Source organism: Paraburkholderia sp. BCC1885, from assembly GCF_900996235.1.
In the GTDB taxonomy this organism is placed as follows: domain Bacteria; phylum Pseudomonadota; class Gammaproteobacteria; order Burkholderiales; family Burkholderiaceae; genus Paraburkholderia.
This window is the reverse complement of the sequence record NZ_CAAJGM010000230.1, coordinates 303,637-329,381: the sequence shown is the minus strand read 5'-3', so window position 1 is coordinate 329,381 and position 25,745 is coordinate 303,637. Positions and strand designations below refer to the sequence as shown.

General features: G+C 64.0%; 17 protein-coding genes and 1 pseudogene. 5 read left to right on the top strand and 13 right to left on the bottom strand.

Going from position 1 to position 25,745, the window contains the following annotated elements; all coding sequences use genetic code 11:
- Positions 1-952: 952 nt before the first annotated feature.
- Positions 953-2,758, bottom strand: a complete 1,806-nt coding sequence (locus tag FQ755_RS29300; protein WP_144159151.1) for a GGDEF domain-containing phosphodiesterase — start codon at positions 2,756-2,758, stop codon at positions 953-955.
- Positions 2,759-3,159: 401 nt separating this feature from the next.
- Here FQ755_RS29300 and FQ755_RS29295 point away from each other — a divergent pair, with 401 nt between their 5' ends.
- A complete protein-coding gene (locus FQ755_RS29295) occupies positions 3,160-3,624 on the top strand; it encodes a VOC family protein (RefSeq protein ID WP_144159148.1) in 465 nt (154 codons plus the stop codon).
- A 67-nt stretch (positions 3,625-3,691) separates the two neighbouring features.
- Here FQ755_RS29295 and trpS read toward each other — a convergent pair whose 3' ends face one another.
- The 4 genes from trpS to FQ755_RS29275 form a co-directional block, all read right to left on the bottom strand.
- Positions 3,692-4,726 carry a tryptophan--tRNA ligase gene (gene trpS / locus FQ755_RS29290; RefSeq protein WP_144159145.1) on the bottom strand — a complete coding sequence of 345 codons (1,035 nt, stop codon included), beginning with the start codon at positions 4,724-4,726 and terminating at the stop codon, positions 3,692-3,694.
- A 213-nt stretch (positions 4,727-4,939) separates the two neighbouring features.
- Positions 4,940-5,770, bottom strand: coding sequence for a transglutaminase-like domain-containing protein (locus FQ755_RS29285; RefSeq protein ID WP_144159142.1), 831 nt, complete (start codon positions 5,768-5,770; stop codon positions 4,940-4,942).
- A gap of 42 nt (positions 5,771-5,812) precedes the next feature.
- The gene (locus FQ755_RS29280; RefSeq protein ID WP_260858903.1) at positions 5,813-6,718 is read right to left on the bottom strand and encodes a transglutaminase family protein; all 906 of its coding nucleotides are present in this window, start codon (positions 6,716-6,718) and stop codon (positions 5,813-5,815) included.
- A gap of 418 nt (positions 6,719-7,136) precedes the next feature.
- Complete coding sequence (locus tag FQ755_RS29275) at positions 7,137-8,060, bottom strand: recombination-associated protein RdgC (protein WP_144159139.1); 924 nt, start codon at positions 8,058-8,060, stop codon at positions 7,137-7,139.
- A gap of 118 nt (positions 8,061-8,178) precedes the next feature.
- Between FQ755_RS29275 and FQ755_RS29270 the strand changes: the two are divergent.
- Positions 8,179-8,304, top strand: a pseudogene (locus FQ755_RS29270) (ester cyclase); the annotation flags it as partial.
- Here the strand turns inward: FQ755_RS29270 and FQ755_RS29265 are convergent.
- The 5 genes from FQ755_RS29265 to msbA form a co-directional block, all read right to left on the bottom strand.
- Positions 8,294-9,535, bottom strand: a complete 1,242-nt coding sequence (locus tag FQ755_RS29265; RefSeq protein ID WP_144159136.1) for a glycosyltransferase — start codon at positions 9,533-9,535, stop codon at positions 8,294-8,296. The pseudogene FQ755_RS29270 and the gene FQ755_RS29265 sit on opposite strands and share 11 nt — an antisense overlap.
- 76 nt (positions 9,536-9,611) lie before the next feature.
- On the bottom strand, positions 9,612-10,898 hold the full coding sequence (locus FQ755_RS29260) for an O-antigen ligase family protein (RefSeq protein WP_144159134.1): 1,287 nt from the start codon (positions 10,896-10,898) through the stop codon (positions 9,612-9,614).
- Positions 10,898-12,025 (bottom strand): glycosyltransferase family 9 protein, encoded by a 1,128-nt coding sequence (locus FQ755_RS29255; RefSeq protein ID WP_144159131.1) that lies wholly within the window; start codon positions 12,023-12,025, stop codon positions 10,898-10,900. The genes FQ755_RS29260 and FQ755_RS29255 overlap by 1 nt, the downstream gene beginning before the upstream one ends.
- Before the next feature lie 359 nt (positions 12,026-12,384).
- Positions 12,385-13,458 (bottom strand): glycosyltransferase family 4 protein, encoded by a 1,074-nt coding sequence (locus FQ755_RS29250; RefSeq protein ID WP_186308689.1) that lies wholly within the window; start codon positions 13,456-13,458, stop codon positions 12,385-12,387.
- 160 nt (positions 13,459-13,618) lie between these two features.
- Positions 13,619-15,415, bottom strand: a complete 1,797-nt coding sequence (gene msbA / locus FQ755_RS29245) for a lipid A export permease/ATP-binding protein MsbA (RefSeq protein WP_144159125.1) — start codon at positions 15,413-15,415, stop codon at positions 13,619-13,621.
- Positions 15,416-15,670: 255 nt separating this feature from the next.
- Here msbA and FQ755_RS29240 point away from each other — a divergent pair, with 255 nt between their 5' ends.
- Positions 15,671-16,456 (top strand): glycosyltransferase family 2 protein, encoded by a 786-nt coding sequence (locus FQ755_RS29240; protein WP_144159122.1) that lies wholly within the window; start codon positions 15,671-15,673, stop codon positions 16,454-16,456.
- On the opposite strand, the gene dnaE is transcribed toward FQ755_RS29240, so the two are convergent.
- Positions 16,436-20,020: a DNA polymerase III subunit alpha gene (gene dnaE, locus FQ755_RS29235; RefSeq protein ID WP_144159119.1), complete on the bottom strand. Its 3,585-nt coding sequence runs from the start codon at positions 20,018-20,020 to the stop codon at positions 16,436-16,438. The genes FQ755_RS29240 and dnaE overlap by 21 nt on opposite strands.
- 346 nt (positions 20,021-20,366) lie before the next feature.
- Between dnaE and FQ755_RS29230 the strand changes: the two genes are divergently transcribed.
- Together FQ755_RS29230 and gluQRS are read left to right on the top strand one after the other, a co-directional pair.
- On the top strand, positions 20,367-21,230 hold the full coding sequence (locus FQ755_RS29230; RefSeq protein ID WP_144159116.1) for a sulfurtransferase: 864 nt from the start codon (positions 20,367-20,369) through the stop codon (positions 21,228-21,230).
- Positions 21,231-21,333: 103 nt separating this feature from the next.
- Positions 21,334-22,257, top strand: coding sequence for a tRNA glutamyl-Q(34) synthetase GluQRS (gene gluQRS, locus FQ755_RS29225; protein ID WP_144159113.1), 924 nt, complete (start codon positions 21,334-21,336; stop codon positions 22,255-22,257).
- A 146-nt stretch (positions 22,258-22,403) separates the two neighbouring features.
- On the opposite strand, the gene FQ755_RS29220 is transcribed toward gluQRS, so the two are convergent.
- The gene (locus FQ755_RS29220; protein WP_144159110.1) at positions 22,404-23,873 is read right to left on the bottom strand and encodes a DEAD/DEAH box helicase; all 1,470 of its coding nucleotides are present in this window, start codon (positions 23,871-23,873) and stop codon (positions 22,404-22,406) included.
- Between the two features lie 394 nt (positions 23,874-24,267).
- A complete protein-coding gene (locus tag FQ755_RS29215; RefSeq protein ID WP_144159107.1) occupies positions 24,268-25,704 on the bottom strand; it encodes an aldehyde dehydrogenase family protein in 1,437 nt (478 codons plus the stop codon).
- Between the last annotated feature and the right edge of the window lie 41 nt (positions 25,705-25,745).

Genomic DNA, 25,745 nt, shown 5'->3' with positions numbered 1-25,745 from the left:
AGGTACGAGAAAACGGTGTTCGGTTCGACGCGTTGCAAGCCTTCGAGCCGAATGTCGCGAACCACAAATGAGTCGGTGGCAAAAGCCGAGACTGCGGTGACGCTCAGGCCGATAAATGTCAGCGCCCTAGCGCTGCGGGCCGATAGTGTTTGAACCTTCATGCAGGATAAGCGACAAGAATTTCAATGCAACATGGGAACCGCCGCCGATTTTTTTCCAATCTCTGGCTCACGGCGCGGATGGGATGTCTCTTGGGTCTACTGCAGTCTGATGCCTAAGGTTTCGTCGACAGGTGCAAACCCGCCCGCTACCGCCGACGCCTCCGTCATATGGCGTGCTTGCGAGCGGAAGGTCGTGACCAGATGCGGCGCCTCGCCTGCATCTTCGCCGCTTCCCATGCTTCGCACGGCATCGCACACTTCACGCTCTGTTTCTAGTGCCGGAGACGTTCCGCCTTCCGGGACATACAAAGACTCCAGGATAAACCCAGTGCCGGAGTATAGAACGGTTTGGCCCCCTTGCGACCCGCCAGGATTCCCTACAGACCACTTCAACCTCATTACAGCTTTCATACAGACCATACGGTCATACTTACTCTCCCCGGGCGAGCCCAGAGAACTTTCATACCATAGCACGAAAAATATCTCGCGCACCACCCAAGCCGCGGTAGGCGAAGAAAGCCTGCGACCTGATGCCTTCGCAAGTCCGATATGGCTGATATTCCCGCAACCGCCTCACACTTGACGCAGAAAATTCTGGCGCAAGCGACGACTGCAGGGCCGTCAATTGTATACAAAACGTAATGAAAATACAGGCTGTTTCGTAAGCGCTTTGCCGCGCCATTCTGGCACAAGCCGGTCGGGCCGCCGGATAAATTTTTAGCCGCACCCGGGCGAAGGTTGCAAGAAACAGACATGGCCGCGCGGGCGCAGGCGGCGCTCACGTCTCACGGTCACGTTGAAGACGGATGCTGCCCGCCTGCCGCGCCCTCGGCCGCCGCGTCGGGTCCCGGCTCGTGCCCCAACGGCGCGAGCAGATTGCGCAGCGCCGTGAAGCTAAGCGGACGCGCGAACCAGAATCCCTGGACCTCGTCGCAGCCCAGTTCGCGCAGCCGCTCAGCCTGCTCTTCGGTCTCCACGCCTTCGGCCGTCACGCGCAGTTTCAGCGCGTGCGCCATGGCGATAATGGCGCCGACCAAAGCCGCGCACTGCGCATCGGTCATCATGCGGATCACGAAAGAGCGATCGATTTTCAGCCGGTTCAGCGGAAAGCGCGTCAAATAGGCGAGACTCGAATAGCCGGTCCCGAAATCGTCCACCGCCACTTCGACGCCCAGCTTGCGCAAGGCATGCAGGGTCTGCAGGGCCTCTTCGGTGTCGCCCAGCAGCACGCCCTCGGTAATTTCCACTTCGAGATAGGACGGGTCGAGCGCGGCGTCCTGCAGCGCGCTCTCGATCGTCGCCAGCAGATTCTGCCGCTGGAATTGCTGCGGCGACACGTTCACCGCGACGCGCGGCAGCGAGCCGGTGAGCCGTAGCAGCCGGCTCGCATCGCGGCATGCCGTGCGAATCACCCATTCGCCGATCCGTTCGATCAGGCCCGCCTCCTCCGCCACCGGCACGAACTCAGCCGGGCTGATCAAGCCACGCTCCGGATGACGCCAGCGCAGCAAGGTCTCGACCTGGGCGATCCGCCCGCTCGCGAGCGTGATCTGCGGTTGATAGACCAGATGCAGTTGCTGGCGATCGAGCGCCTCGCGCAGCATGGTTTCGAGTTCGAAACGACGCGCGGCGTGGCCTTCGAGCGCCGCCGAAAACCGCCGCACCACATTGCCGCCGGCGGCGCTCGCCGACGACAACGCGACATTGGCGCGCCGCATCAGGGTGGGGACGTCGGCGCCGTCGACCGGATAGGCCGCGCAGCCGAGGCTCGCGGTCACCGTGAGCGGGGTGCCGGAACAGTCGATAGGCTCGGCGATGCGGGTCAGCGCGCGCGCCGCGAGAGCATCGGCGGCGGCGTCTGTCTCGTCGATCAGCAAGGCGAACTGCGCGCCACCCACCGAGGCAATCGCCCCTTCGTAAGCAATCAGACTACGCAGACGTTCGCCGACGATTTGCAACACCAGTTCGGCCGCATACGAGCCAAGCGCGTCGCGCAGCTTGCGCAACGAATTCAGCTCGACCAGCAGCACGGTGAAGCCCGTGCCGTCACGCCTGCAACGCGCGACCGTCAGGTCGAGGCGTTCGGCGAAGAGAGTCTGGTTCGGCAGCCGGGTGATGCCGTCGTGGTGCGAGACGTACCAAAGCCTCGCCTCCGACTGCGCGTAGCGGGTCGTTTCGACGGCCATGCCGATGTAGCCCGGCGGTTCGCTCGCGGCAACGGTCGAGGTCAGTGGCGGTAGCGACGCCAACGCCAGCATGACCGCAATGCGTGTGTTATTGCGCCGGACGTAGGTCCATTCGCCTTCATACCGGCCGGGCGCCATCACCGACGCCGACGCAACGGCAGCCGGCACATCCCGGCCCCAGTTTCCGACGCCCGGCAGTTCCGCGCGGCGCCGCGCCAGCTCGGCCGGATCGTGCAGCGAATCGAACTTGCGGCGTCCTACCAGCTCTTCGGCCCGGTATCCGGTCAGTTGCTCGTAAGCGAAGTTGACATAGCGAAAAGTGCCGTCGGCCGTGCAGAGAAACGCGCCATAAGGCGCGGCGGCGAGCGCGCTATCGTGGATCTGGGCGTCGGTATTGAGATCGTCTTGCATGGCGCAACCCTTCAACACACAGACTTGCGCGTGGGCGACGAGATGCAGGCCGAGAGAAAAAGCCGCCGCCAATGGATATGCCTGCTCATAACTCGCCCGCTCTCAGAATTTAATTGGAATGACGGCGGTTGCGACCCATGCCCTGTCGCGCAACCGCTCACGGCCCAGCAACGCCGGGCTCGCCGCGCCCTGCGGCGAGTCAATCTCATCATAACGATTTCCGGCTCGCTATCCGCATTTACGCCGTCATGACATGGCGCGGCGCGCACGGCCGTGCAGAGGGATTTTTTGCCGGGCGCGTCGATTCGCCGCCGGTTCGCTCGTCGTATCGATGAAGTCCTGCTGAACCCGGCAGGTTTTCCGATCGAATCACGAACCCGCTGATACAAGGAGCGACCGCTATGTCCGCAACCGCTGTCAAACCGATTCCGGAAGGAATGCATTCACTGACGCCGCATCTGATTTGCGCCGGCGCCGCCGACGCCATCACGTTCTATACCGAGGCGTTTGGCGCCGTCGAACAGTTCCGCTTGCCCGGTCCGGAGGGCAAATTGATGCACGCTTGCGTGAAAATCGGCGATTCGATGCTGATGCTGGTCGACGAAATGGCCGGCTGCTCGATGCTCGGGCCGCGCTCGCTGAAAGGCTCGCCAGTGGCGATTCACCTGTACGTGACGAATGTCGACGCCGTGGTCGCGCAGGCCGAAGCGGCCGGCGCCCGCGTCACGATGCCGCCCGCGGATATGTTCTGGGGCGACCGCTTCGCCCAGCTCGAAGATCCGTTCGGGCACCGCTGGTCCGTCGCGACGCATCGACGCGACGTGACAATGGAAGAGATGCAGGAAGCGATGCGCTCGATGCAGTAGCCGGGACGCCGCCAGGCCCCAAGGCCGGCGCGGCCCGGAGCCTGGCGGTGTGCTGATGCCTGGCGCGTTACCGCGTCACCGCGTCGAACGAGAACGTGCCGAGCGCGGCCCGCACCTCGTCCAGCGTGTCTTGCGTGACTTCCTGGGCGCGCCGGGTCCCGGCCCGCAGGACGTCGAACACGTAACCCGGGTCGCGCGCAAGCTGTTCGCGCCGCTCGCGGATCGGTCCGATCAGCGCCTGCAACTGCTCGTCGAGGCGGCGCTTGACCACCATGTCGCCGAGACCGCCGGCGCGATATTCCGCTTTCAGACGCTCGACCGTGGCGCGGTCTTCGTCGAAGGCATCCAGGTACGTAAACACCATGTTGCCTTCCACCGTACCGGGGTCGGACGCGCGCAGATGGTTCGGATCGGTGTACATGCTTTTGACCGAATCGCGGATCGCCTCGGCCGAGGACGACAGCGGAATCGCGTTGCCCTGCGATTTGCTCATCTTGGCCTTGCCGTCGACGCCAGGCAGACGGCCCATGGTCGGAATCAGCGCCTGCGCCTCGGGCAGCACGTCGCGGCCGACCTGACGGTTGATGCGGCGCACGATCTCATTGGTCTGCTCGATCAGCGGCGCCTGGTCCTCGCCGACCGGCACGACATGCGCCTTGAAACCGGTGATGTCGGCGGCCTGGGCGACCGGATAGCAGAGAAAGCCCGCCGGTATATCGCGGCCGAAACCGCGCGCCTGGATCTCTTCCTTGATGGTCGGATTGCGCTCGAGACGCGCGACGGTGACGAAGTTCATGTACAGCAGCGTCAACTCAGCGAGCGCGGGCAGCGCCGACTGCACAGCGATGGTGGTCTTGGCGGGATCGATGCCGACCGCCAGATAGTCGAGCGCGACTTCCAGCACGTTGCGGCGCACCTTGTCGGGATCGTGGGCGTTGTCGGTCATGGCTTGGGTATCCGCGACCAGCACGAACTGCTGATGCGTCTCCTGCAAAGCCAGACGGGTCTTCAACGAGCCGAGGTAATGACCCAGGTGCAGCGGTCCGGTAGGACGGTCGCCGGTGAGGACGGTACGGCGCGAGGATGCGATGTTCTCTTGCATGAAGCAGGGCTCTCTGAAAGCGCCGCCGCAGGACAAGCTAACCGGGAATACTGCACCATGTCAGCCGGCCCGCGGCGGTCATGGTCGTAGTAAGACGTGACGATGCCGCTCCTTCAGGAGCGCCACCAGGCGTGAAGCAGGGAAAGGTTCATCGGGCACATGGGACGTAAGGATGCCATAGGTGCGCGGGGGATGACAACGGACCACCCCCCATCAAACCAGCGGCGCCACCGTCGATGCCTCTTCCGGCGCGCAATGCACGTCGAAGCGAATCAGCCTGGACGGACCGAACGTGTTGCTCAACGCCACGTCCGCGGCATCGCGTCCGAGCGCCATCAACACGCGGCCGGTACGTGCCACGTTGTTGCGCGGATCGAACGTCTGCCAGGTGCCGCCCAGATACGCCTCGAACCACGCGGCAAAATCCATCGCGCTATGCGGCGGCGGCACGCCGATATCGCTGATATACCCCGTACAGTAGCGCGCCGGAATGTTCATGGCGCGGCACAACGCCACCGCCAGATGGGCGAAATCGCGGCACACGCCGGTGCGCTCGTTCCATGCCTGCCACGCGGTCTTGGTTGGCCGTGCATGCCCGTAGCCGAATACGATATGACCATGCACGAAGTCGCAGATCGCCTGGACCCGCGGCCGTCCAGGCGGGGTTTTGCCGAACAGGTTCCAGGCGAGATCGGACAGCAGATCGGTCTCGCAATAGCGGCTGCCCAGCAGAAACACCAGTGTTTCGTCCGGCAGTTCTTCCACAGGATGCTGGTAACCGTTCGGCGCGATCGTTTCGGGCTCGGCGGAAATCTCCAGCACCGCCGTGGTCGATAGCGCAATCCGCCCCGCCGGCGCAACGATGCGGCTGCACAGGTTGCCGAAGCCGTCCCGGTACTGTGTGATCGGAACCGGCGGATCGACCTTCAGCACGTCGGCGCTCAGCACATCCAGCACGCGCGAATAATGCGTGTTCAGCATGAGCATCATCGGAGTGGCTTGCTCACACTCGTAGACCAGATCGTAACCCACGCGCAATTTCATCAAAACCGCCCTTGCTTCCGCCAAGACCATCAGTTAGGACTTTTAAACATCTTCAGTCACGGATACATCGACCTGCAGGCCGCGGAACGAATGCGCCGCGCCGTGCCAGGTGCCCCACAGCGGCAGCGCCTGGTAGTAGTTCCAGGCCACCGCCACACGAATCAGATGGCGATTGCCGATAATGCTGTTGGTCGGGTCGAAATCCACCCAGCCGGCGCCCGGCAGGTAAATCTGCAGCCACGCGTGGGTAGCGCCGCCCCCGAGCGTCGTGTCGAAATCCGGCACGAAGATGTAGCCGCTCACGAAGCGCGCGGCAAGACCGAGCGAGCGCACCGCGTCCATCATCAACACCGCGAAGTCGCGGCAACTGCCGCTGCGGTGACGCAAGGTATCCGCGGGACGGTAGACGCCTTTTTCCGTGCGCCGCGTGTAGCGAAAGCCGCTTTTGATCTCCTGCGTCATGGCGCGCAACAGCGTCATGGTGGCGGTTGCGCCGCGCGGCGCGAGAAAACCGCGCGCCCACGCATCTACCTCGGCATCGGGGTATTGACGAGCCCGCGCATTGACCAGATCCGAGGCTTCCTCGTTGGTGTATGCAATGGGCCAGGTGGCGGCATATTGTTCGAGCGCGTAATCGGGCAGCGGCGATTCGTAGTGCTCGAGCGCGACCTGACTATCGAAGCGCAGTTCGGCCGCCTCGCCGGAAAACGCCGCGACACCCACCGAATTGTCGAACACGTCGTGCATCCAGTGCAGTCGCGACGGCGTCGGCGAGATCACCAGCTGGGTGGCGACGACACGCACGTCGTGCCCCGAGCGCGGCCGGAACATCATCCGGTGTTCGCCGAAACGCACCGGCTCGGAATACCGGTAGGTACTCACGTGCCGCACCGTCAGGCGCTGCGGCTCAGCGGCCTTGCCGGCCCCCTGGATTAACTCGATTGTCACGTTGCACCCTTGAAAACCTGCTGGAACAGCAGGGACGGCAGCGGCTGCCACCGGCGTTATGTCGCCGCGTCTGACATTCAGGGTGATGGCACTGATTGCGCAGAAAACATCCTCCGGCTCAGCATACACCCACCAGGTTGCTGGAAAGTATTCATTTGGGTGTTGCGCGTGCGCGGGCGTGCGAGAGCGTCCCGATAGTTATCCCCAGTTTCAGTGCGCAAATCTGTTGATAACTATCTGACGAAACGGATAAGTAGTTGATGCGGCTCGACTTTAGTGGGAGAGATCGAAACGGGGCAGATCGTCGCTGGCCCGCAGGTTTCCCGGCTGCAATGCAGACCGGCCATGGGCGCGACCACGCGCCTTGCAAGGGTTTACCGCCTGCGGGCGCGCGGCACGCGCAACGGGGACGGGCCGCTCAAGCCGCCGCGGCCTGCAGCATCGCATCGCCCTGCTCGCCGCCCAGCACTGCGACGAGGTCGGCAAACATGCGAGCGAGTTCGCCGGTCATCAGCGTCATGTCCGAGTCGAAGATCTCGTCGTCGTTTTGCGCGGTGGGGTCGCTCGCGTCCTTGATCACGTCGAGCGGCGCGATACGCTTGATGGTCAACGAAGGCGTAAGGACAAACGAAATACGATCGTTCCATGTCATCGCCAGACGCATGCATTGCTTGCCGGCTTCGATGTGGCGGCGCATGTCCTCGACATCCAGCGTATGGCCGACGTAGCGCACTGTCGCGTTGCCTTGCGCGGGCGAACGCAATTCGGTGTCCTGATCAAGCGTGAAACCGGCTGGCGCCTCGCCCGATAGCAACCATTCCGTCATGGCCGCAACCGGCGACTGCGCGACGCGCACGCTGGCGAGCGGCAGCGCGTCGATCGATTTGACCAGCAGGCCGAGCACCTCGTCAGCCACGGTTTGCGACGCGGCATCGATGACGAGCCAGCCATGCAGGGTATCGATCCACACGCGGGTGTCGCGGCGAATGCTGAAGGCGCGCGGCAGCAGTTCGTCGGTGACCTGTTCCTTGAGTTCGCGCATCTGTTTGCGGCCGAGCTTGAAACCCTGCTGCTCTTCGACTTCGAGCGCGCGCGCCCGGGTCACCTGCGTCACCACCGAGGCAGGCAGCAGCTTCTTTTCGGCACGGAACACCAGCAGCATCTGGCGGTTGATCGAATAGACGAGCGCGTCGTTATCGCGCGGCGAAGCCCAGCCTTGCGTCTGCATCTCGACGCTGCTGCCCGGCTGGAATGCATGCGGCGCGAGCCATTTTTCCATCTGCTCGGGGGTGACGGTCCAAGGGGCGGGAAGACGGTGAAGCTGAAGGTTTTTGAACCACATGAGCGTACGGGCAAAGCTGGCCATTCTATACGACATGGCCTCGTCCTCAGCCACGGTCTCTCGTCTGATTATCAAATCGAATGAGAGACGAGGTCCGGACGGTCCGCTGGTGGCCTCGAAAGGCCAAACCGTCGCCTTTCAGGCCTTCGACCTGTACCGCGTCAAGGACGGCCGTATCGTCGAAAACTGGCACCTGGAAGACACCCTGATGCTGCTCAAGCAGTTGGGTGTGGTCAAACCGTGAAGAGCGGCCCGTCGCGGGAAATCTGCCGCGCCAGCGTCAACATGCGCTGGTTCGCGCTCTCCGGCGCAAGCGTCGCCACTTTCCTCTGCGCATTCTGCACGACAGTGCGGCGCAGCAGGGTATCCGTGTGCAGCCGTTCCATCGCGCGCGCCAGTTCGTCGACATCGCCGATCGGCACCAGCAGGCCGGCCTTGCCGCCCTCCAGCAAGTCACGCGGGCCGGTGGGGCAATCCGTCGAAATCACCGGCGTACCGAGCGCCATGGCCTCGCCCAGCACCATGCCGAAGCCCTCGTAGCGGCTGCTGAGCACCAGCATCTCGGCCTGGCGGATGTAGGGAAACGGGTTCGAGCAGAAGCCGAGGAAGTGGACGCACTCGCGCATTCCGAGTTCCGCAGCCAGCTTCTCGAGCGCGGCCTGGTCAGGGCCCTCGCCGATCAGCACGAGATCTGACGAGCTCAACCCCTGCCCGCGTAGCTGGGCAAACGCGCGCAACAGCGTGTTGTGATCTTTTTGCCCTTCGTCGAGACGCGCCACGGAGACGATGAACGTCTGCGCCGGCCGCTCGATCGACGCCCGCGCCTTCTGCCGCAACGCATCGACATCGATCACGTTGGGCAGTTCGACCAGATTCACGCGATCGGCCGGAAACAGCTTCTGCCCTTCGCGCAGCATGTCGGGCGTCAGCACCGCCACCGCGGCGTAACGGGAATACTGCTTCACCCGGCGCGCGAGATAACGCGCGCTCTTCTCGCCGAGACGCGCGGCGAGACTGAAGTGGCTCACGCCGATCCACGGCACGTTGCCGGTGCCGGCCAGATGCCGCAGCGAAAAATCGAAATCGCAGACGATGTCGTGATGGCGCGCGATCCGGCGAAACCGCAGGCCGGCGAGCGGGCGGATCACGCCATAGGTCAGCACCTTGTGCAGCAGCTTCAGATGGCCGCCCAGTTTGCCGCGCCGGCGTGTCTGATGCAGCGTATTCATCCACTTCGAGGGCGCCAGCACGTGCACCGGCACGTCGTCGGGAATCGAATGGGCACGCCAGAACAGCAGTTCGTCAGTCGGATAGGTCACGCAGACGCTAGGCGCGAAGAGTTGCCGGTCGAGCGTCTTCAACCACGCGAGCAGCGACGTTTCCGTGCCGCCTTTGCCGAAATCGTTGATGTGAAACAGAATGCGCCGTGGCGGCTCGGCGGGTTCGGCGCGGTCGTATCGACTATCGTTTTTCATGCTCTCAATGCGTCCAAACCTGACTTCAGCGGTTGATCCTGACATCGTGCGGCGCGGCGGCCGCTCTATCGACGGATCAGAATGGGCCGCGCGAGCCGCGCCGCGACGTGTCGTGCTGGACACGCTGCTGCGCAGTGCCCAGCAACAGCCCCGCAAACGACCAGAAAGCGAGCGCCGTAGTCTGCCACATGAAATCATCCGTCATATTCTTCACGATCATACCGGCAACCAGCGCCATACCCGCAGCGCATAGCCACGGATCGGCTCGCCGCACCCGCCAGAAGCTCAATACCAGACACACCAGCAACGCGGCCTCCAGCGCGACGCCGATCAGGCCGGTCTGCAACCAGGTGTTGAGAAACAGATTGTGCGCGTGGGTCAGCGCGTTCGGCTCGATCATCGACAGGCTTCGCGGCATATCCGGCTTGTACACCATGCCCGGCAGCGGCTTGCCGAAGCCGATACCCAGCCACGCGTGGCGCTTCGCTTCGTTCGCGTAAAAGCCCCACAGCTTGGGACGCGTGTCGGACGACACGGTGTCGCCGATACTGGAAAACTCCCGCGGCACGAACACCAGGTGGCCGTCGATCGCCATATCGCGCGAGGCCGGCGCAGGCGCGGTAGCGCCGAGGCGCAGGCGCGCGCTGTATTCGAGCGTGCCGACGCCCGCCGCGCCCAGGACAGCAACCGCTATCAGGGTCAGCAGCGCGTGCCGCCGGTACAGAGGAAACAGCGCCACCAGCAGCACCGTCGCCGCGGCCGGCCAGAAGAACCGGTTGAGCGTGCCAAGCCCGATGAACAGGCACAACACGACACCGCTCACGCCGAAAATGCGCCAACCCGGACGCAGCAGCACGCCGATGAACAGCGCCATCGCAAACAGCGCGAGGGTGCTGGTGTGACCGACGCGGTTATAGAAGTGAAGCGGAAAGACGTTCAGGGTGGGCGGCTGCAACTGGCCCCACCAATGCACGGTGATCCCCGCCAGCACGACACATGCGAGCCACGTGGCGAGCACGAAAGGCACCACGCGTTGCGTGCGGGTGGCGAACAGCCAGAAGCCCCAGAACGCCACCAGCGGATACAGCACTTCGTCGCACCATGCATGCATGCTGACCTTCGGATAACCGGACCATGCGACGGTCGCGAGACTCCAGAGCGCCCAGCACGCGATAGGCACGAGCAGCGGCCACTGGCGCAAAGACGGACCCTGCGACGAGACCAGCCCGGCCAGCGTGCCGAGCGCAAGCAGCGTCAGCGCGATGAACACAACCGCCGTGGTATGGCCGAACATCACCGCGAACATGAGGACAGGACACGCGATCCACAGGACACGCTCCAGGCGCGCGAACGTGTTAATCATCAGAGTTTCACCAGAACGTTTTGCAATGCGTTGTAAACCGACTCGACCGAGATGCGCCCCATGCAGTCAGCGTGGTCGCCTTTCCAGGCGACACAGGTCTTCCAGCTACGGTCACAACGACGAACCCATGAGACTTCGCGCCGGAAAATAAATGGCTGATCGCGGCAGGGCATCTGCGCGATTGTCACCGGCACGAATGGCACTTCGCTCCAGTAACGGCCCGCGCCGTGGATCTGCGCGTTGCCGGGGCCGAACAGCGCGACCGTCGGCACGCCGATCAGGCGCCCCAGATGGGCCACGCCCGTGTCCGGGCACACCACCGCTTTCGCGCCGGCGAAAAGGTGCCACAACTCGCCGAGCCCGAGCCGGCCAGCCAGATTCGGACGACGCGAGTCCGGGTCGATGGCGCGGATCAGATCACTCTCGGTCGGGCCGCCGCTCCAGACCGGCATATAGCCGAGCGCCTCGACCCGCTGGGCGAGCTCGCTCCAGCGCGCATCCGGCCAGCGCTTGACTTCGGTGCTCGCGCCGGGATGCAGGACGACATACGGTTGCGTCAACCGGTCGGCATCCGGCAACACCGCATGGGCAGGGGCCGGCCAGTCGGCGGGCCGGTACGCGGGCGGCGGCGGACCATCCACCAGCTCGGCGGCGATATCCGCCCACGCCGCCGGCGTCTCGGGATATGGCACGCTCTGGTCGACCGGCCAGTTCTTCCATGCCGGCACGTCGCCCGCGTGCGCCACGATCCAGCGGCAACCCGCGCCGAGCGCAAGCCAGCTATGCCGGTTATCGCCCAGCACGAAGCCGAGATCGTAAGGTCCGGAACCCAGCACCGTCTTGACCGTGGTGAGGTCACGCGGGTCGAACGGCAAGGCGTTCACACCGAAGGGCTGCCCCGCGTAAAGCGGCACGATCGCTTTTGGGCAGACGAGATCGATTCGCGCCTGCGGATACTGCGACCTCAGCTTGGCGAGCAACGGCGTCAGCAGCAAGGTGTCGCCGAGCAACAGATGATGTGCCAGCAGAATGCGCCGCACCGACGACGGCCGGCGGCGCCATGGCTTGAGAACGAGGCGCGGAACGGCACGCGCGAAGATGCGGATACGCCCGGAAAGTCGGCTCATTGTGTCATCGGCACGTTGGTCGCGTCCGCGATCGGGCTTTGCGCCGGCATCCGGCTTGAGGTTGCGTTCCCCACGCAGAATCTCCGGCGGTGTTCTTGTCGATGACTTTCACTCCCGCGCCACAGCCGGACGCGCACGGCACCATGGGCGCGGTGACTACGGGCGCCTTGCACCCGCCGTCTGACTGCGCCGGCACGAAAAGCGAAGTGAAAAAATGGACTGGTTGGCCCTTGAATTAGTGCGCGGGCTCTATATTTGCAAATTATAACATGCGCCCCCCGCCGGAAAGCAGCGCGGACGGGGCTGCGCGGGCTTTCGCCCAACCCGCGCTGGTCGTTTCGGCAGGCCGCTCGCACTGGTCAAGCTCCGCCGTCGACAGACGCCGTCAGAGCCAGCAAGGCATCGACATGGCCAGCCACACTGGCGTCGTACAGCACCGCGCCGCGGGCCACATCCATTGGCTCGCGAGGCGCTGCGGCGAGCCGCTCCTGTACCGCGCGCTCGATGGTCGCACGCAGATCCGCCTCGTCGTCCGGAGCGAACACGAACTTCGCATGCGGTGCAATCGCATCGCAGCAACCGATGCTCGACGGGAAGATCACCGGCGTGCCGCACATCACCGATTCGACGCCGACGAGCCCAAATGGCTCGTACTTCGACGCGAGAAGCGTGAAATCGGCCGCCCGGTAGCCGTCCTCGATGTCTTTCACGTAACCGATATAGCGCAGCCGCTCCGACGTGTAAGCGGGCGGGCGCCCGGCCACCGCGAGCACCACCGGCAAGTTCGTGCCGCGCAGCGCGGCTTCGATGAGCGGCAAGCCCTTGCGCTCATGGCTGCTCGATGGGAACAGCAGCACCACTTCGTGATCCGCGAAGCCGAATTTACGCCGCAGTTCGGCGCGTTTGCCCGCGTCCACCGGGGTGAAGCGCGCGCCGTCGACCGGCGGATACAGCACGCGAATTTTGGTTTGCGCAACGCCGTACAGTTCGCGCAGCTCGTCATGCATCAATTGCGAGTGCGCGACGATCACCCGCGAACGTGCGTACTGGCGACGCTCGAGCGCGATTTGCCAGTCATCCGAACGTTTTTGCGGCCGTCCGGTAGCGCGCAGAAAACCGAGATGAGTGCCGCCGCAGATGGCGATTTCCGACGAATCCACACGGTTGCAGCCGATCAGCACGTCGACCTTGGCCGCGCGGCGCGCGGCGCGCAGCCGCCAGTTGAACCAGGCGTCGCGCAGCTTTCCTGGTAGGAACGACACGTTGATGCGATGCGCCTCGACCATCCGGCTCTCCGGCACGGACAGGTCGAATCGGCGTGCGAAGAATGCCAGCTGGACGCCCTTGGCGGCAAAGCCGCGCACCAGATCCATTGCATAGCGCTCGAGGCCGCCACTATGTTTCAGCGCATTACTGGAGAGTCCGATTTTCATTATTCAGACGGTCACGCGCAGGGCGTCGGATCAAACGTCAAGGGAAGATAGCCGGGCATGGCCCGCATCCGGCCGCGGCACGCGCCGGCGAGAGACGCCGGCACGGCAGGGATTAGAGCACAACAAAGATGCGTTTAACTTTCAACGCATGTCGCAATTATTACGCCGCATTTTGCTGGAACTGGATGCGGTGCAGATGCGCGTAGAGGCCGTCCTGCTCCAGCAACTCGCGATGGCTGCCGCGCTCGACGATGCAGCCGGCTTCGAGCACCAGAATCCGGTCCGCGCGCTCGATGGTGGAGAGGCGGTGCGCGATGACGAGCGTGGTGCGCCCCTTCATCAGCGTTTCCAGCGCCGCCTGGACATGGCGCTCCGATTCCGAATCGAGCGCCGACGTGGCTTCGTCGAGAATCAGGATGGGCGCATCCTTGTAGATGGCGCGAGCGATGGCCAGACGCTGGCGCTGGCCGCCCGAGAGCATCAGGCCATTGTCGCCGACCAGCGTCTCGGTCCCCTTCGGCATGGCTTGCACGGTGTCCCACAGATTCGCGGCCTGCAGCGCCGCCTTGACCTTCTCCGCATCAGCGGCCTGGCCGTAGGCGACGTTGTGCGCGATCGTGTCGTTAAACAGCACGACGTCCTGGCTCACCATCGCGATCTGGCTGCGCAGCGCGTGAATGCCGTACTCTGGCAAGGCGACGCCGTCGACCAGGATCTCGCCGTCCGTCGGGTCGAAGAAACGCGGCAACAGATTGACGAGCGTGCTCTTGCCGCTACCCGACGGACCAACCAGCGCCACCATTTCGCCGGGCGCAACCTTGAACGACACGTGATCGAGGGTCTGCCGGGCGTGCGTGCTGGTCGCGCCATAGTTGAACGAGACCGCGCGGAATTCGACTTCGCCGGAGGCGTGCTCGAGCGGCTTGCCGCCGCCCTGGGGTTCGGCCGGCTCGTCGATCAGGCCGAAAATCAGTTCAGCCGCGGTCATGCCGCGTTGCAGCGGCTGGTTGACGTCCATCAGGTGCTTGAGCGGCGAGACGATCATCAGCATCGAGGTGATGAATGCAGCGAAGCTGCCCACCGTCGTGCCGCCGTGCGCCGATTGCACGACCGCGATCGTGACCACCACCGCGATTGCGATCGACACCAGAAACTGGGTGAGCGGCTGGGCAAGTCCACCGGACGTGGTCATCCGCAGCGAGTACCCGCGCAGGCGCCGGCTCATTTCGGCAAAGCGATTCATCTCGTACTGCTCGCCGTTGTGTACCTTGACCACCTTGTAGCCGCCCACCGCCTCCTCGACGATGTAGGACAGTTCATTGGTGAGCAACTGGTTTTCGCGGTTGAGCCGGCGCAGCTTCCGGTTGATCTTGCCGATGATCCAGCCGATGGCAGGCAGCATCACCGCGACGATCAGCGTCAGCTTCCAGTCCAGCCAGAACAGGGCGCCCAGCAGGAACAGAACCGTCAGCGAATCGCGCACCAGCGTAATCAACACGCCCAACAGCACATTGAGAATCTGGTTGACCTCGAAAACGATGGCATTGATGACCGTGCTTGCCGTCTCGCGCTGAAAGAAGCCGACGCTGGTGTGCACCAGCCGCTCGAACATTTCCAGACGCAGGCGCAATAGCACCGTATTCGAGATGTACGCGAGCAGGTAACCGGATGCATATTGGGAAACGCCCCGCACCACCGCGAGCCCCAGTATGCAGATCGGCACCATCCATGTCAGGCCATGCATTGCGTTCGCGCCGAAACCGTGGTCCAGCAGCGGCTTGAGCAGCAGACCGATCAGCGAGTCGGTGCCGGCGCTGACGGCCATGGCGATAATCGCACCTATCAGGGTCCACAGGACCGGCTTGATGTACGGCCACAGGCGACGCAGCAAGGCGTTAGGCGAAGTGGCGTCGCCTTTTGAACCGATGACTTTGCTTAAAGTGGACTTCGTGCTCAAGGAATCCTCTGGAAAAGCGAACAACGTGCGGCCATCGTATAGGCGGTCGCACAAAATATCGCATTGTAATCGCTTGGACAGTTGCCACGCCGGAGCCGTTGTACCCGGCTGACACCTGCCTGACAGCGCGCTTTCGGCGGACGACGCCGCCTGCCGGCGCGGATATCGCCAGGTCGCGACGACGTCCCGCGTGCCGTGCTGTGTATACTTGCGCGACGCGTTTTGCCCACTTTGCACCCTCCACGCTACTCAGGCATGAAAGAAACCACCCTCGGCGTCGCCCTCATCACTAAAAATGCGGCGCCGCGCCTGGCCGAGTGCCTCACGGCGGTGGCCTTCGCCGACGCGGTCGTCGTAATCGACGGCGGCAGCACCGACGGCACCGTCGAGATTGCCGAGGCGCATGGCGCACGGGTCTTGCAGCAGCCCGACTGGCCCGGCTTCGGGCCGCAGAAAAACCGCGCGCTCGACGCGCTCGACACCGACTGGATCCTCTCCATCGACGCCGACGAAATCGTCACGCCGGAACTTGCTGCCGCGATCCGCGCCGCGATCGCCGCGCCGGCCGCCGATGTATACGCGGTGGACCGCCTGTCGAGCTTCTGCGGCCACTGGATCCGGCACAGCGGCTGGTATCCCGACTGGATCCCACGCCTGTTCAAACGCGGCGCCGCCCGCTTCTCCGACGACCTCGTGCACGAGCGCCTCGTTTTCGACACCCCCGCGCAACGCCTGACGGGCAAGCTGATGCATTACTCGTATGAAGACCTCGAAACCGTGCTGCGCAAGCTCGACGCATACTCGACTGCGGGTGCTAAGCAACGCTACGCGGCGGGTAAAAGTGGCAGCTTCGGCAAAGCGCTGGGACGCGGAGCGTGGGCGTTCTTCCGCACTTACGCGCTGCGGCGCGGATTTCTCGATGGCCGCGCCGGTTTTATGATCGCGATGTTCAACGCGGAGACGGTGTATTACCGGTTTTTGAAGCTGGCGCGCCTGGGCGGGCGGGGGCGCCAGGCGGATTCAATAGACGATCTCGATTGAACTTCCGGCAAACTCGCCGCGCAGCGCCGCAAGCAGTTCGTCCGTGGGCTTGACACGCCATGCGTCGCCGAGGCGCACCTCGCCTTCTGCATTCTCGCTGCGATAAACGATCTGCACCGCAAGGCCGTTCGGAATTTGCACGGCCTGGCGCTGACGGCCACCATCGCCGCCGAAACCACCACCGTTGCGACCGCCACCGAAACCGCCGCCACCGCCGCGCGCCGGCACGGCCGGGGCCTGCGCCGCTTGCGGCTCATCCGCGCCGGCGCTATGCGCCTCCAGCACGCGACGCAGTGCGAGCGCGTCGGCGTTGCCGTTCATCTGCACCTTCACCGCCTCCGCATAACGGCAGCGAGCGCGGCCGAGATCCATCACGGTTTCGACCGTGAAGCGGATGCCGCCCGTAAACGCGTCGTTACGTGCCTGGCCTTGCACCACCAGCAGTTCGTCTTCCTTGAAGAGCGGCTTGTGGGCTTCGAAGGTCTCGTTAAATACCGTCACTTCGCATTGACCGGTGCCATCGTCGAGCACCGCGATCAGCATCTTGCCGCGCTGGGTCATCTGCGTGCGCAGCGAAGCGATTACCCCGGCGATCAGCTTGTCGCGCCCTTCCTTCAACTCGCCGATTTTCTGCCGCGCGAAACGGCGCACTTCGTCCTTATAGGCATCAAACAGGTGGCCCGACAGATAAAAGCCGAGCGCGCCCTTCTCTTCCTGCAACTTCTTCTTTTCCGGCCACTCGGGCTCGTCGATCAGTTCATGGCCCTGCGAAGGCGCGTCGCCCATGTCGAACAGGCCGGCCTGCATCGCGTTGGCGCTGGCCTGGTCGGCGGCTTCCATGGCAAGCGAGACCGACGCGATCAATTGCGCGCGATTTGCATGCAGCGTGTCGAACGCGCCAGCACGAATCAACGCTTCTACGGTGCGGCGATTCACCACGCGGCGGTCGATGCGGTTGCAGAAATCGAACAGGTCGATGAACGGACCTTCTTCGCGCGCCCGCAAGATTTCTTCGATCGCGTTCTGGCCGCTGCCCTTGATGGCGCCCAGCCCGTAGCGGATCGTCTTCGAACGCTTGCCGTCCGCTTCCGCCACCGGCTCGAAACGATATGCGGACAGATTGATGTCCGGCGGCAACACGGCCATCTTGTTCGTGATGCAGTCTTCGAACAGGATCTTGACCTTGTCGGTGTCGTCCATGGCAAGCGACATATTCGCCGCCATGAATTCGGCCGGATGGTGCGCCTTCAGCCATGCAGTGTGGTACGCGAGCAGCGCATACGCCGCCGCGTGCGACTTGTTGAAGCCGTAGCCGGCGAACTTCTCCATCAAGTCGAAGATTTCGTCGGCCTTCTCGCCGGTCAGACCATTCTTCGCTGCACCTTCGCGGAACAACGCGCGGTGCTCGGCCATCTCCTCGGCCTTCTTCTTACCCATCGCGCGACGCAGCAAGTCAGCGCCACCGAGCGAGTAACCGCCGATGATCTGCGCCATCTGCATCACCTGCTCCTGATAGACCATGATGCCGTAGGTCTCTTTCAGGATGGGCTCGACGCGCGGATCGGGATACTCGACCACTTCGCGGCCGTGCTTACGCGCACAGAAGCTCGGGATCAGGTCCATCGGGCCCGGACGATACAGCGCCACCAGCGCGATGATGTCCTCGAAGCGGTCCGGCTGCGCGTCTTTCAGCATGCCTTGCATGCCGCGGCTTTCCAGCTGGAACACGGCGACCGTATTGGCCTTCTTGAGGATCGTGAACGAGGCCGGGTCGTCGAGCGGCACCTGCGCGAGCGACCAGTCCTGCTTCGACGGATCGAGACGGCGGATATAGCGCTCGGCCCAGTCCAGAATCGTCAGCGTGGTCAGGCCCAAAAAGTCGAACTTGACCAGGCCGACCGCTTCCACGTCGTCCTTGTCGTACTGGCTCACGACGCCGCTTTCGTCGCCCTGCGTGTACAGCGGGCAGAAGTCGGTGAGTTTGCCGGGCGCGATCAGCACCCCGCCCGCGTGCATGCCGACGTTACGCGTCAAGCCTTCCACGCGCTGCGCGAGTTCGATCAACTGGTGCACTTCGTCTTCGTTGTCGAAGCGCTCCTGCAAGAGCGGCTCTTCCTTCATCGCGTCGGCAATCGTGACGTGCTTGCCGGGCTTGAACGGAATCAGCTTGGCGATACCGTCCGTAAACATATAGCCGAGATCGAGCACGCGGCCGATGTCGCGCACCGCCGCCTTCGCCGCCATCGTGCCGAAGGTGGCGATCTGCGAGACCGCATCCGCGCCGTACTTTTCCTTCACGTACTGAATCACGCGATCGCGGCCGTGCTGGCAGAAGTCGATGTCGAAGTCAGGCATCGACACCCGTTCCGGATTCAGGAAACGTTCGAACAGCAGGTTGTAGCGCAGCGGGTCGAGGTCAGTCACGCCGAGCGCGTAGGCGACCAGCGAGCCGGCGCCCGAGCCCCGGCCCGGTCCCACCGGCACGCCGTTGTTCTTGGCCCAGTTGATGAAGTCCGCCACGATCAGGAAGTAGCCCGGAAAGCCCATCTTGATGATCGTGCCGCACTCGAATTCGAGGCGCTTGTAATACGTCTCGCGCTGGGCTTCGCGCTCCGCCTCGTTCGGGTACAACTGCTCGAGGCGCTTTTCAAGCCCTTCCTTCGACAGATGCACGAGGTAATCGTCGAGCGACATGCCGTCCGGCGTGGGGAACAGCGGCAGCTTCGGCTTGCCGAGTTCGAGCGTGAGATTGCAACGGCGCGCAATTTCAACGGTATTGGCGAGCGCCGAGGGAATGTCCGCGAACAGCGCGGCCATCTCTGCTTGCGAGCGGAAATACTGCTCGGTGGTAAAGCGTTTCTGGCGCCGCGGATTGGCGAGCATGTCGCCTTCCGAAATACACACGCGCGCTTCGTGCGCGGTGAAGTCGTCGGGCGTCATGAACTGCAGTGGATGCGTGGCGACCACCGGCAGTTTCAACGAAGCTGCCAGCGTCACCGCCTGCTGCACGTATGCCTCGCCGCCCGCCTGACCACAGCGCTGCAGCTCGATATAAAAACCGTTGGGGAAAACCTTGGCCCAATGTTGCGCGTTGCGCCGCGCCGCTTCTTCATTACCGGCGGCGAGCGCCATGCCGATGTCGCCCTGCTGCGCGCCGGACAGCGCCAGCAGCCCTTCACCCAGCCCACTTTCGAGCCAGCCGGCTTCCACTTCCGCACGGCCACGATACTGATTGGTGAGCCACGCTTTCGTAAGCAACTCGCACAGATTCAGATAGCCGCGCTTGTCCTTGACCAGCAGCAGCAATCGCGAGGGCTTGTCGCGGTCGTCCGGATTGGTGATCCAGATGTCGCAGCCGGCAATGGGTTTGACCCCTTTGCCGCGAGCTTCCTTGTAGAAACGGACGAGGCCGAAGGCGTTGCCGAGGTCGGTGAGCGCGAGCGCGCCCTGACCGTCTTTGGCCGCGGCCGCGACGATGTCGTCAAGGCGCACGATGCCATCGGCAATCGAGAATTCGGAGTGAACGCGGAGGTGAACGAAGCGAGGATCTGACATGGGCGTTATTGTAACTCCACCCTCCGGAAGATTTGGGCCGAAACCGACGCGTTAGCCATCTGGCCAGGGGCGACATGCGCGCGATGCATGGCTCGTGCCGCGCCCGCGGCGGTCGGCCCGGCGAATCGTCCGCGCGACGCGGCTCCCCGGCAACGCAGCGTGTTCCGTCGGCCACAATTGACCGGCCTCTTGCGCTATCGCAACCGGATAGCCATTCGGCCGACTCGGGCAATCCAGCGGGTTGAGGGATAATACGGGTTTCGCCCTGTTCGGTCGTGGCTGCGCCACGCGGGTGGCCCTATTGTGCCGCTCGCGCTGTTTGCTGCGCCATTGGCCACTTTACTGCTGGACCATCATGAGCATCATCAACCTAGCCGCCTATCAATTCGCGACCCTCGAAGCCACTGCCGAATGGCGCCCGCTCGTCACCGAGCGGTGCAACGCCCTTGGTTTGCGCGGCACGATCCTACTCGCGCCGGAGGGCATCAACCTGTTCGTCGCAGGTTCGCCGGAAGCGGCAAACGCGTTTATCGACTACATCCGCCACGATCCGCTGTTCGAAGGCAAGTTTGCCAATCTGCAGTTCAAGGAGAGCGTGTCGGAGAAGCAGCCGTTCCGCCGCATGCTGGTGAAGCTGAAGCGCGAAATCATCACCATGAAGAAGCCGGCGATCCGCCCGGAACTGGGCCGCGCGCCGTCGGTGGATGCGCCTACGCTGAAGGCCTGGCTCGACCGCGGCCACGACGACGCGGGCCGCCCCGTGGTGATGCTCGACACACGCAACGCATTCGAAGTCGACGTCGGCACATTTGATGACGCGCTCGACTACCGCATTACCAAATTCAGCGAGTTTCCAGCCGTCATCGAACAGAACCGCGCGGACCTGGAAGGCAAGACGGTGGTGTCCTTCTGTACGGGCGGCATCCGTTGCGAGAAGGCGGCGATCCACATGAAGGAAGTCGGCATCGAGAACGTGTACCAGCTCGAAGGCGGCATCCTGAAGTATTTCGAGGAAGTGGGCGGCGCGCATTACCACGGCGAATGCTTCGTCTTCGACTACCGCACGGCGCTCGACCCCGCCCTCAAACCGACGGCGACGGCGCAATGCTTCGGCTGCCGCGCGGTGGTCAGCCCGGAAGCCCAGCAGTCGCCGCTCTACGTGCCCGGCAAAACCTGCCCGGAGTGCCATCCGGAGCGAAACGCCGCACGCGCGGCGTGAGCGTCGCGGCAGCCTGCGCATTGGCGACGGCACCGCGCGCGCACCGGGACAACGGCAGGCGTAAAGACAACCGCAAAAAAAGCGGCGGATCGAGAACCCGAACATGAGCTATCGCGGCCGCTTCGCGCCTTCGCCCACCGGTCCATTGCATTTCGGCTCGCTCGTCAGCGCGCTGGCGAGTTGGCTGGACGCACGCGCGCATGACGGCGTATGGCTGGTGCGCATCGAAGACATCGACGGCCCGCGTACCGTGCCAGGCGCAGCCGAAGACATCCTCTCGACGCTCGACCGGTTCGGCCTGCGCGCGGACGAACCGCCCATCTGGCAAAGCGCGCGCCTTGCACGCTATCAACAGGCGCTAGACCAACTGCGGGGCGCCGGCCTGGTGTATCCGTGCGGTTGCACCCGCAAAGAGATCAGCGATTCCCTGCTGAACGCGCATACCCGCAACACCACTCTCGCTTACCCCGGCACCTGCCGCACCGGCCTGCACGGCAAACCCGCGCGAGCATGGCGCTTGCGCGTGCCGGACGAGGGTGACGGCGAGCGCACCGAAAAACGCGCAGCGGGAACGAGTGAGCCACGCTCCGCAACGATCACCTTCGAAGACCGCTGGCAGGGCATGCAGACCCAGAACCTGGCGACCGAAGTCGGCGATTTCGTGCTGCGACGCGCAGACGACCAGTGGGCATATCAACTGGCGGTGGTGGTAGACGACGCGGACGCAGACATCACTCACATCGTGCGAGGCGCGGACCTGATGGATTCGACAGCGCGCCAGATTTATCTGCAGCGCTGCCTGTCCGTACCCACGCCGGCTTATCTGCATGTCCCGGTGGTCACGAACAGCCAAGGCGAAAAACTCAGCAAGCAGACCGGCGCAACCGCACTCGACACGAGCCGTCCGCTAGACGCATTACACGCAGCCGCGCGGCATCTGAAGCTGGAAATGAACGGCCAAACACATAGCTCGCTGGAATCGTTCTACAACGCCGCCATCAAAGCGTGGGCGAGCGGGGTCGAATGAGAAAGCCGCCGAGACGATAGGCTAAAGAAAAGTAGGTGCCGCCCCGCACGGGGCAACCCAGGCAAACCGACAAGAACGCAAGGAAAGGCCAAAGCAGCAACAGGAACCATCACCAAAGCGCCGCAGGCAACAACAACAAAAACCAACTACGACGAAGTACTCTTCCTGACAGGCATCCCAAACCCACCCAACAACGCAGCCAGCGGCTGCTTCGAAACCGGCTTTTGCGCCCCTACATCAACGTCATCGGTCTTGCGACTAGCCGAAGGCGATGGCTCATAAGGCTTCGAAAAGAAATCATCCACCGGCGCCTGCCGATGATGATGCGGCCGCTCAAACGAAGCCGCGCCCGACCCGGAAGAACCGCCAGCACGCCGACGTCCACCGCGCTCATCACGCGCTTCACGTTCACGCCGCGGCGCACGCTCTTCAGGATGATGCCGCACCGGCACATCGACCGTCAGGCGTTGCACGTCCAAAGGCCGCTTGATCAGCTTCTCGATATCGGCAAGCTGCTTGCGCTCATTCGGGCTGCACAGCGAAAGCGCGTCGCCGGAAGCACCGGCACGTCCGGTACGGCCGATCCGGTGCACATAATCTTCCGCATTGAACGGCAGATCGAAGTTGATCACCGCCGGCAATTCGGCAATATCCAGGCCGCGCGCGGCGACATCCGTGGCCACCAGCGCTTCGATTTCACCGCGCTTGAACGCGTCCAGCGCCTGCATACGCTCGTTTTGCGTGCGATCGCCGTGGATCGCCGTCGCCACGACGCCATCGCGTTCGAGACTGCGCGCGAGACGGCTCGCGCCGATCTTGCTATTGCAGAACACGATGACCTGCTTCAAACCGCGCTCGCGAATCAGTTGCACCACGGCGCCGGTCTTGTCGCCCTCGGCGACTTCGTACACCGTCTGCGTGACGTTGGTCGCGGTCGAATTGCTGCGCGCCACTTCGATGGTCTGCGGGTTGCGCAGGTAGGTCGCGGCCAGCTTCTTGATTTCACCGGAGAAAGTCGCCGAAAACAGCAGCGTCTGACGTTCCTTCGGCAGCAGATTCAGAATGCGTTGCAGATCCGGCAGGAAGCCCATGTCGAGCATGCGGTCGGCTTCGTCGAGCACCAGCATCTGCACCTGGCCCAGATTGGCCGTCTTCTGCTGCACGTGATCGAGCAGACGCCCAGGCGTCGCGATCAGAATTTCGACGCCGCGGCGCAGTTGCTCGGACTGCGGATTCATGTCCACGCCGCCGAACACCACGGCGCTGCGCAGCGCCGTGTGCTTCGCGTAAGCGTGCACGTTGGCGGCGACCTGGTCGGCCAGCTCGCGGGTCGGCGTGAGGATCAGGGCGCGCACCGGGTGACGGGCCGGCGAGGCGCTCGTGCTCGCGTGCTGCAGCAGACGCTGGATGATCGGCAGGGAAAAGCTGGCGGTCTTGCCCGTACCCGTCTGGGCGGCGCCCATGACGTCGCGCCCTGACAGAACGACCGGAATCGCCTGCTCCTGGATCGGCGTGGGCGTCGTATAGCCCTGCTCGACGATGGCTTTCAGGATGTCAGGCGCTAGGCCAAACTGGTCAAAGGTCGCGGTACTGGGCGTGACGGCTGTGTCGGACATGGTGGCTTTCGCTAAAAATGCGCCTGCGCGGGGGGCGCGGCAGCGGCCGGGGCCGCGGAGGGCATCAGGATGAAGCGGAGCCACGGCGTGCCGCACGGTACCCGATTTAGTCAGGGAAGAATGCAGCCGGCTCCGGCCGACGGAAACACCCGCCGGAAAGGCCGGTATTGTAGCACTTCAGCAAAAACACTCATGGCGCGTCCGCCCGCTTTCTGCTCACGTGCCGCGCCAACGGGGCGCGGCCGCCCGGAAACGGCCGCTGGCCCGCACAGACTAGGCCAGGCAGACGACAGTCCTGTGACAGCGGCCACGCGCCGGTGCCGGGCCGCGCGGTGCCGGCCGCGCGGCGCAAAACCGGCCGCCAATCTCACACGCCAGCGGCCCGCCTGCCGGATCACCACGTCTCGCGCATCACCATCAGCCGCAGTTCGGTCATATCCTCGATGGCGTAGCGAATGCCCTCGCGCCCGAGCCCCGAATCCTTGACCCCGCCGTATGGCATGTTGTCCACCCGGAACGACGGCACGTCATTGATCACCACGCCGCCCACTTCCAGCCGGTCCCACGCCTGATGCGCATGGGCGAGCGAATCGGTGAACACGCCAGCCTGCAGGCCGAAGTCGCTGTCGTTAACGGTTTCGAGCGCCCGGTCGAAGTCGTCGAAGCGCTCCAGAATCGCCACCGGGCCGAAGGCCTCCTTGCGATACAGGTCCGAATCGCGCTTGACGTTTTCGAGCAGGGTCGCCTCGAAATTGGCCCCTTCCACCTTGCCGCCGGCCACGATTTTCGCGCCGTCGAGCACCGCGGCTTCCATCCAGCCGGCCAGCCGCTTCGATTCCGACTCGGAAATCATCGGTCCGACGAAGGTCTTTTCGTCCTTCGGATCGCCCATGACCAGCGACTTCGTTTTGGCAATCAGCTTCTCGCGCAATGCGTCGTAGATGCTCGCGTGGATCAGAATGCGCTGCACGCCGATGCAGCTCTGCCCCGACTGATAGAACGCGCCGAACGCCAGCCGGTCGACCACGTAGTCGAGCTTGCCGCCCTGATCGCCGTCCACGATGGCCGCCGCGTTGCCGCCCAGTTCCAGAATCACCTTTTTCTTGCCGGCCTTTTTCTTCAGATCCCAGCCCACCGCCGGCGAGCCGGTGAAGGACAGCAGCTTGAAGCGCTCGTCGGTGGTGAACAGGTCCGCGCCGTCGCGGTGGGCCGGCAGGATCGAAAATGCGCCCTTGGGCAGATCCGTTTCCGCGAGGATCTCGCCCATGATCAGCGCCCCGACCGGCGTGCGGCTGGCCGGCTTTAGCACGAACGGCACGCCCGCCGCCAGCGCCGGCGCCACTTTGTGCGCCGTCAGGTTGAGCGGGAAATTGAACGGCGAGATGAACGAGCACGGCCCGATCGGCACGCGCTTGACATAACCGTGATAGCCCTTGGCGCGCGGCGAAATCTCCAGATTGACGATCTCACCGTCGATGCGCACCGCCTCCTCCGCCGCCACCTTGAACGTGTCGATCAGGCGCGTGACTTCGCCGCGCGAATCGTTGATCGGCTTGCCCGCTTCGATGCACAGCGCCATCGCCAGTTCGTCGAAGCGCTCGCGAAAGCGGCTCACGCAGTGTTCCAGCACGGCCTGGCGCTTGAACGGCGGAAACGCACGTAGCGCGGGCTGCGCCGCCACCGCATAACCGATGGCCTTGTCGATCGCCGCGGCGTCGGCCATGGCGACGCGGGTCGCCACTTCGCCGCTGTATTTGTCGGTGACTTCGAGATCGGTATTGGCCGCCACCGCCTCGTTTGCCAGGTAGTACGGGTAAGTCTTTTTCAACATGACGCGTTCTCCTCGATGCAATCGGCTCCGCCGGTTTCACG

Bases quoted from the DNA above. Each gene is read 5' to 3' on its own strand.
- FQ755_RS29220 (WP_144159110.1), bottom strand. From the start codon at position 23,873: ATGTCCGACACAGCCGTCACGCCCAGTACCGCGACCTTTGACCAGTTT.
- FQ755_RS29265 (WP_144159136.1), bottom strand. From the start codon at position 9,535: ATGAAAAACGATAGTCGATACGACCGCGCCGAACCCGCCGAGCCGCCA.
- FQ755_RS29255 (WP_144159131.1), bottom strand. From the start codon at position 12,025: ATGAGCCGACTTTCCGGGCGTATCCGCATCTTCGCGCGTGCCGTTCCG.
- gluQRS (WP_144159113.1), top strand. From the start codon at position 21,334: ATGAGCTATCGCGGCCGCTTCGCGCCTTCGCCCACCGGTCCATTGCAT.
- FQ755_RS29230 (WP_144159116.1), top strand. From the start codon at position 20,367: ATGAGCATCATCAACCTAGCCGCCTATCAATTCGCGACCCTCGAAGCC.
- FQ755_RS29250 (WP_186308689.1), bottom strand. From the start codon at position 13,458: ATGAAAATCGGACTCTCCAGTAATGCGCTGAAACATAGTGGCGGCCTC.
- FQ755_RS29275 (WP_144159139.1), bottom strand. From the start codon at position 8,060: ATGTGGTTCAAAAACCTTCAGCTTCACCGTCTTCCCGCCCCTTGGACC.
- FQ755_RS29260 (WP_144159134.1), bottom strand. From the start codon at position 10,898: ATGATTAACACGTTCGCGCGCCTGGAGCGTGTCCTGTGGATCGCGTGT.
- FQ755_RS29300 (WP_144159151.1), bottom strand. From the start codon at position 2,758: ATGCAAGACGATCTCAATACCGACGCCCAGATCCACGATAGCGCGCTC.
- FQ755_RS29215 (WP_144159107.1), bottom strand. From the start codon at position 25,704: ATGTTGAAAAAGACTTACCCGTACTACCTGGCAAACGAGGCGGTGGCG.
- trpS (WP_144159145.1), bottom strand. From the start codon at position 4,726: ATGCAAGAGAACATCGCATCCTCGCGCCGTACCGTCCTCACCGGCGAC.
- FQ755_RS29285 (WP_144159142.1), bottom strand. From the start codon at position 5,770: ATGAAATTGCGCGTGGGTTACGATCTGGTCTACGAGTGTGAGCAAGCC.
- FQ755_RS29240 (WP_144159122.1), top strand. From the start codon at position 15,671: ATGAAAGAAACCACCCTCGGCGTCGCCCTCATCACTAAAAATGCGGCG.
- FQ755_RS29295 (WP_144159148.1), top strand. From the start codon at position 3,160: ATGTCCGCAACCGCTGTCAAACCGATTCCGGAAGGAATGCATTCACTG.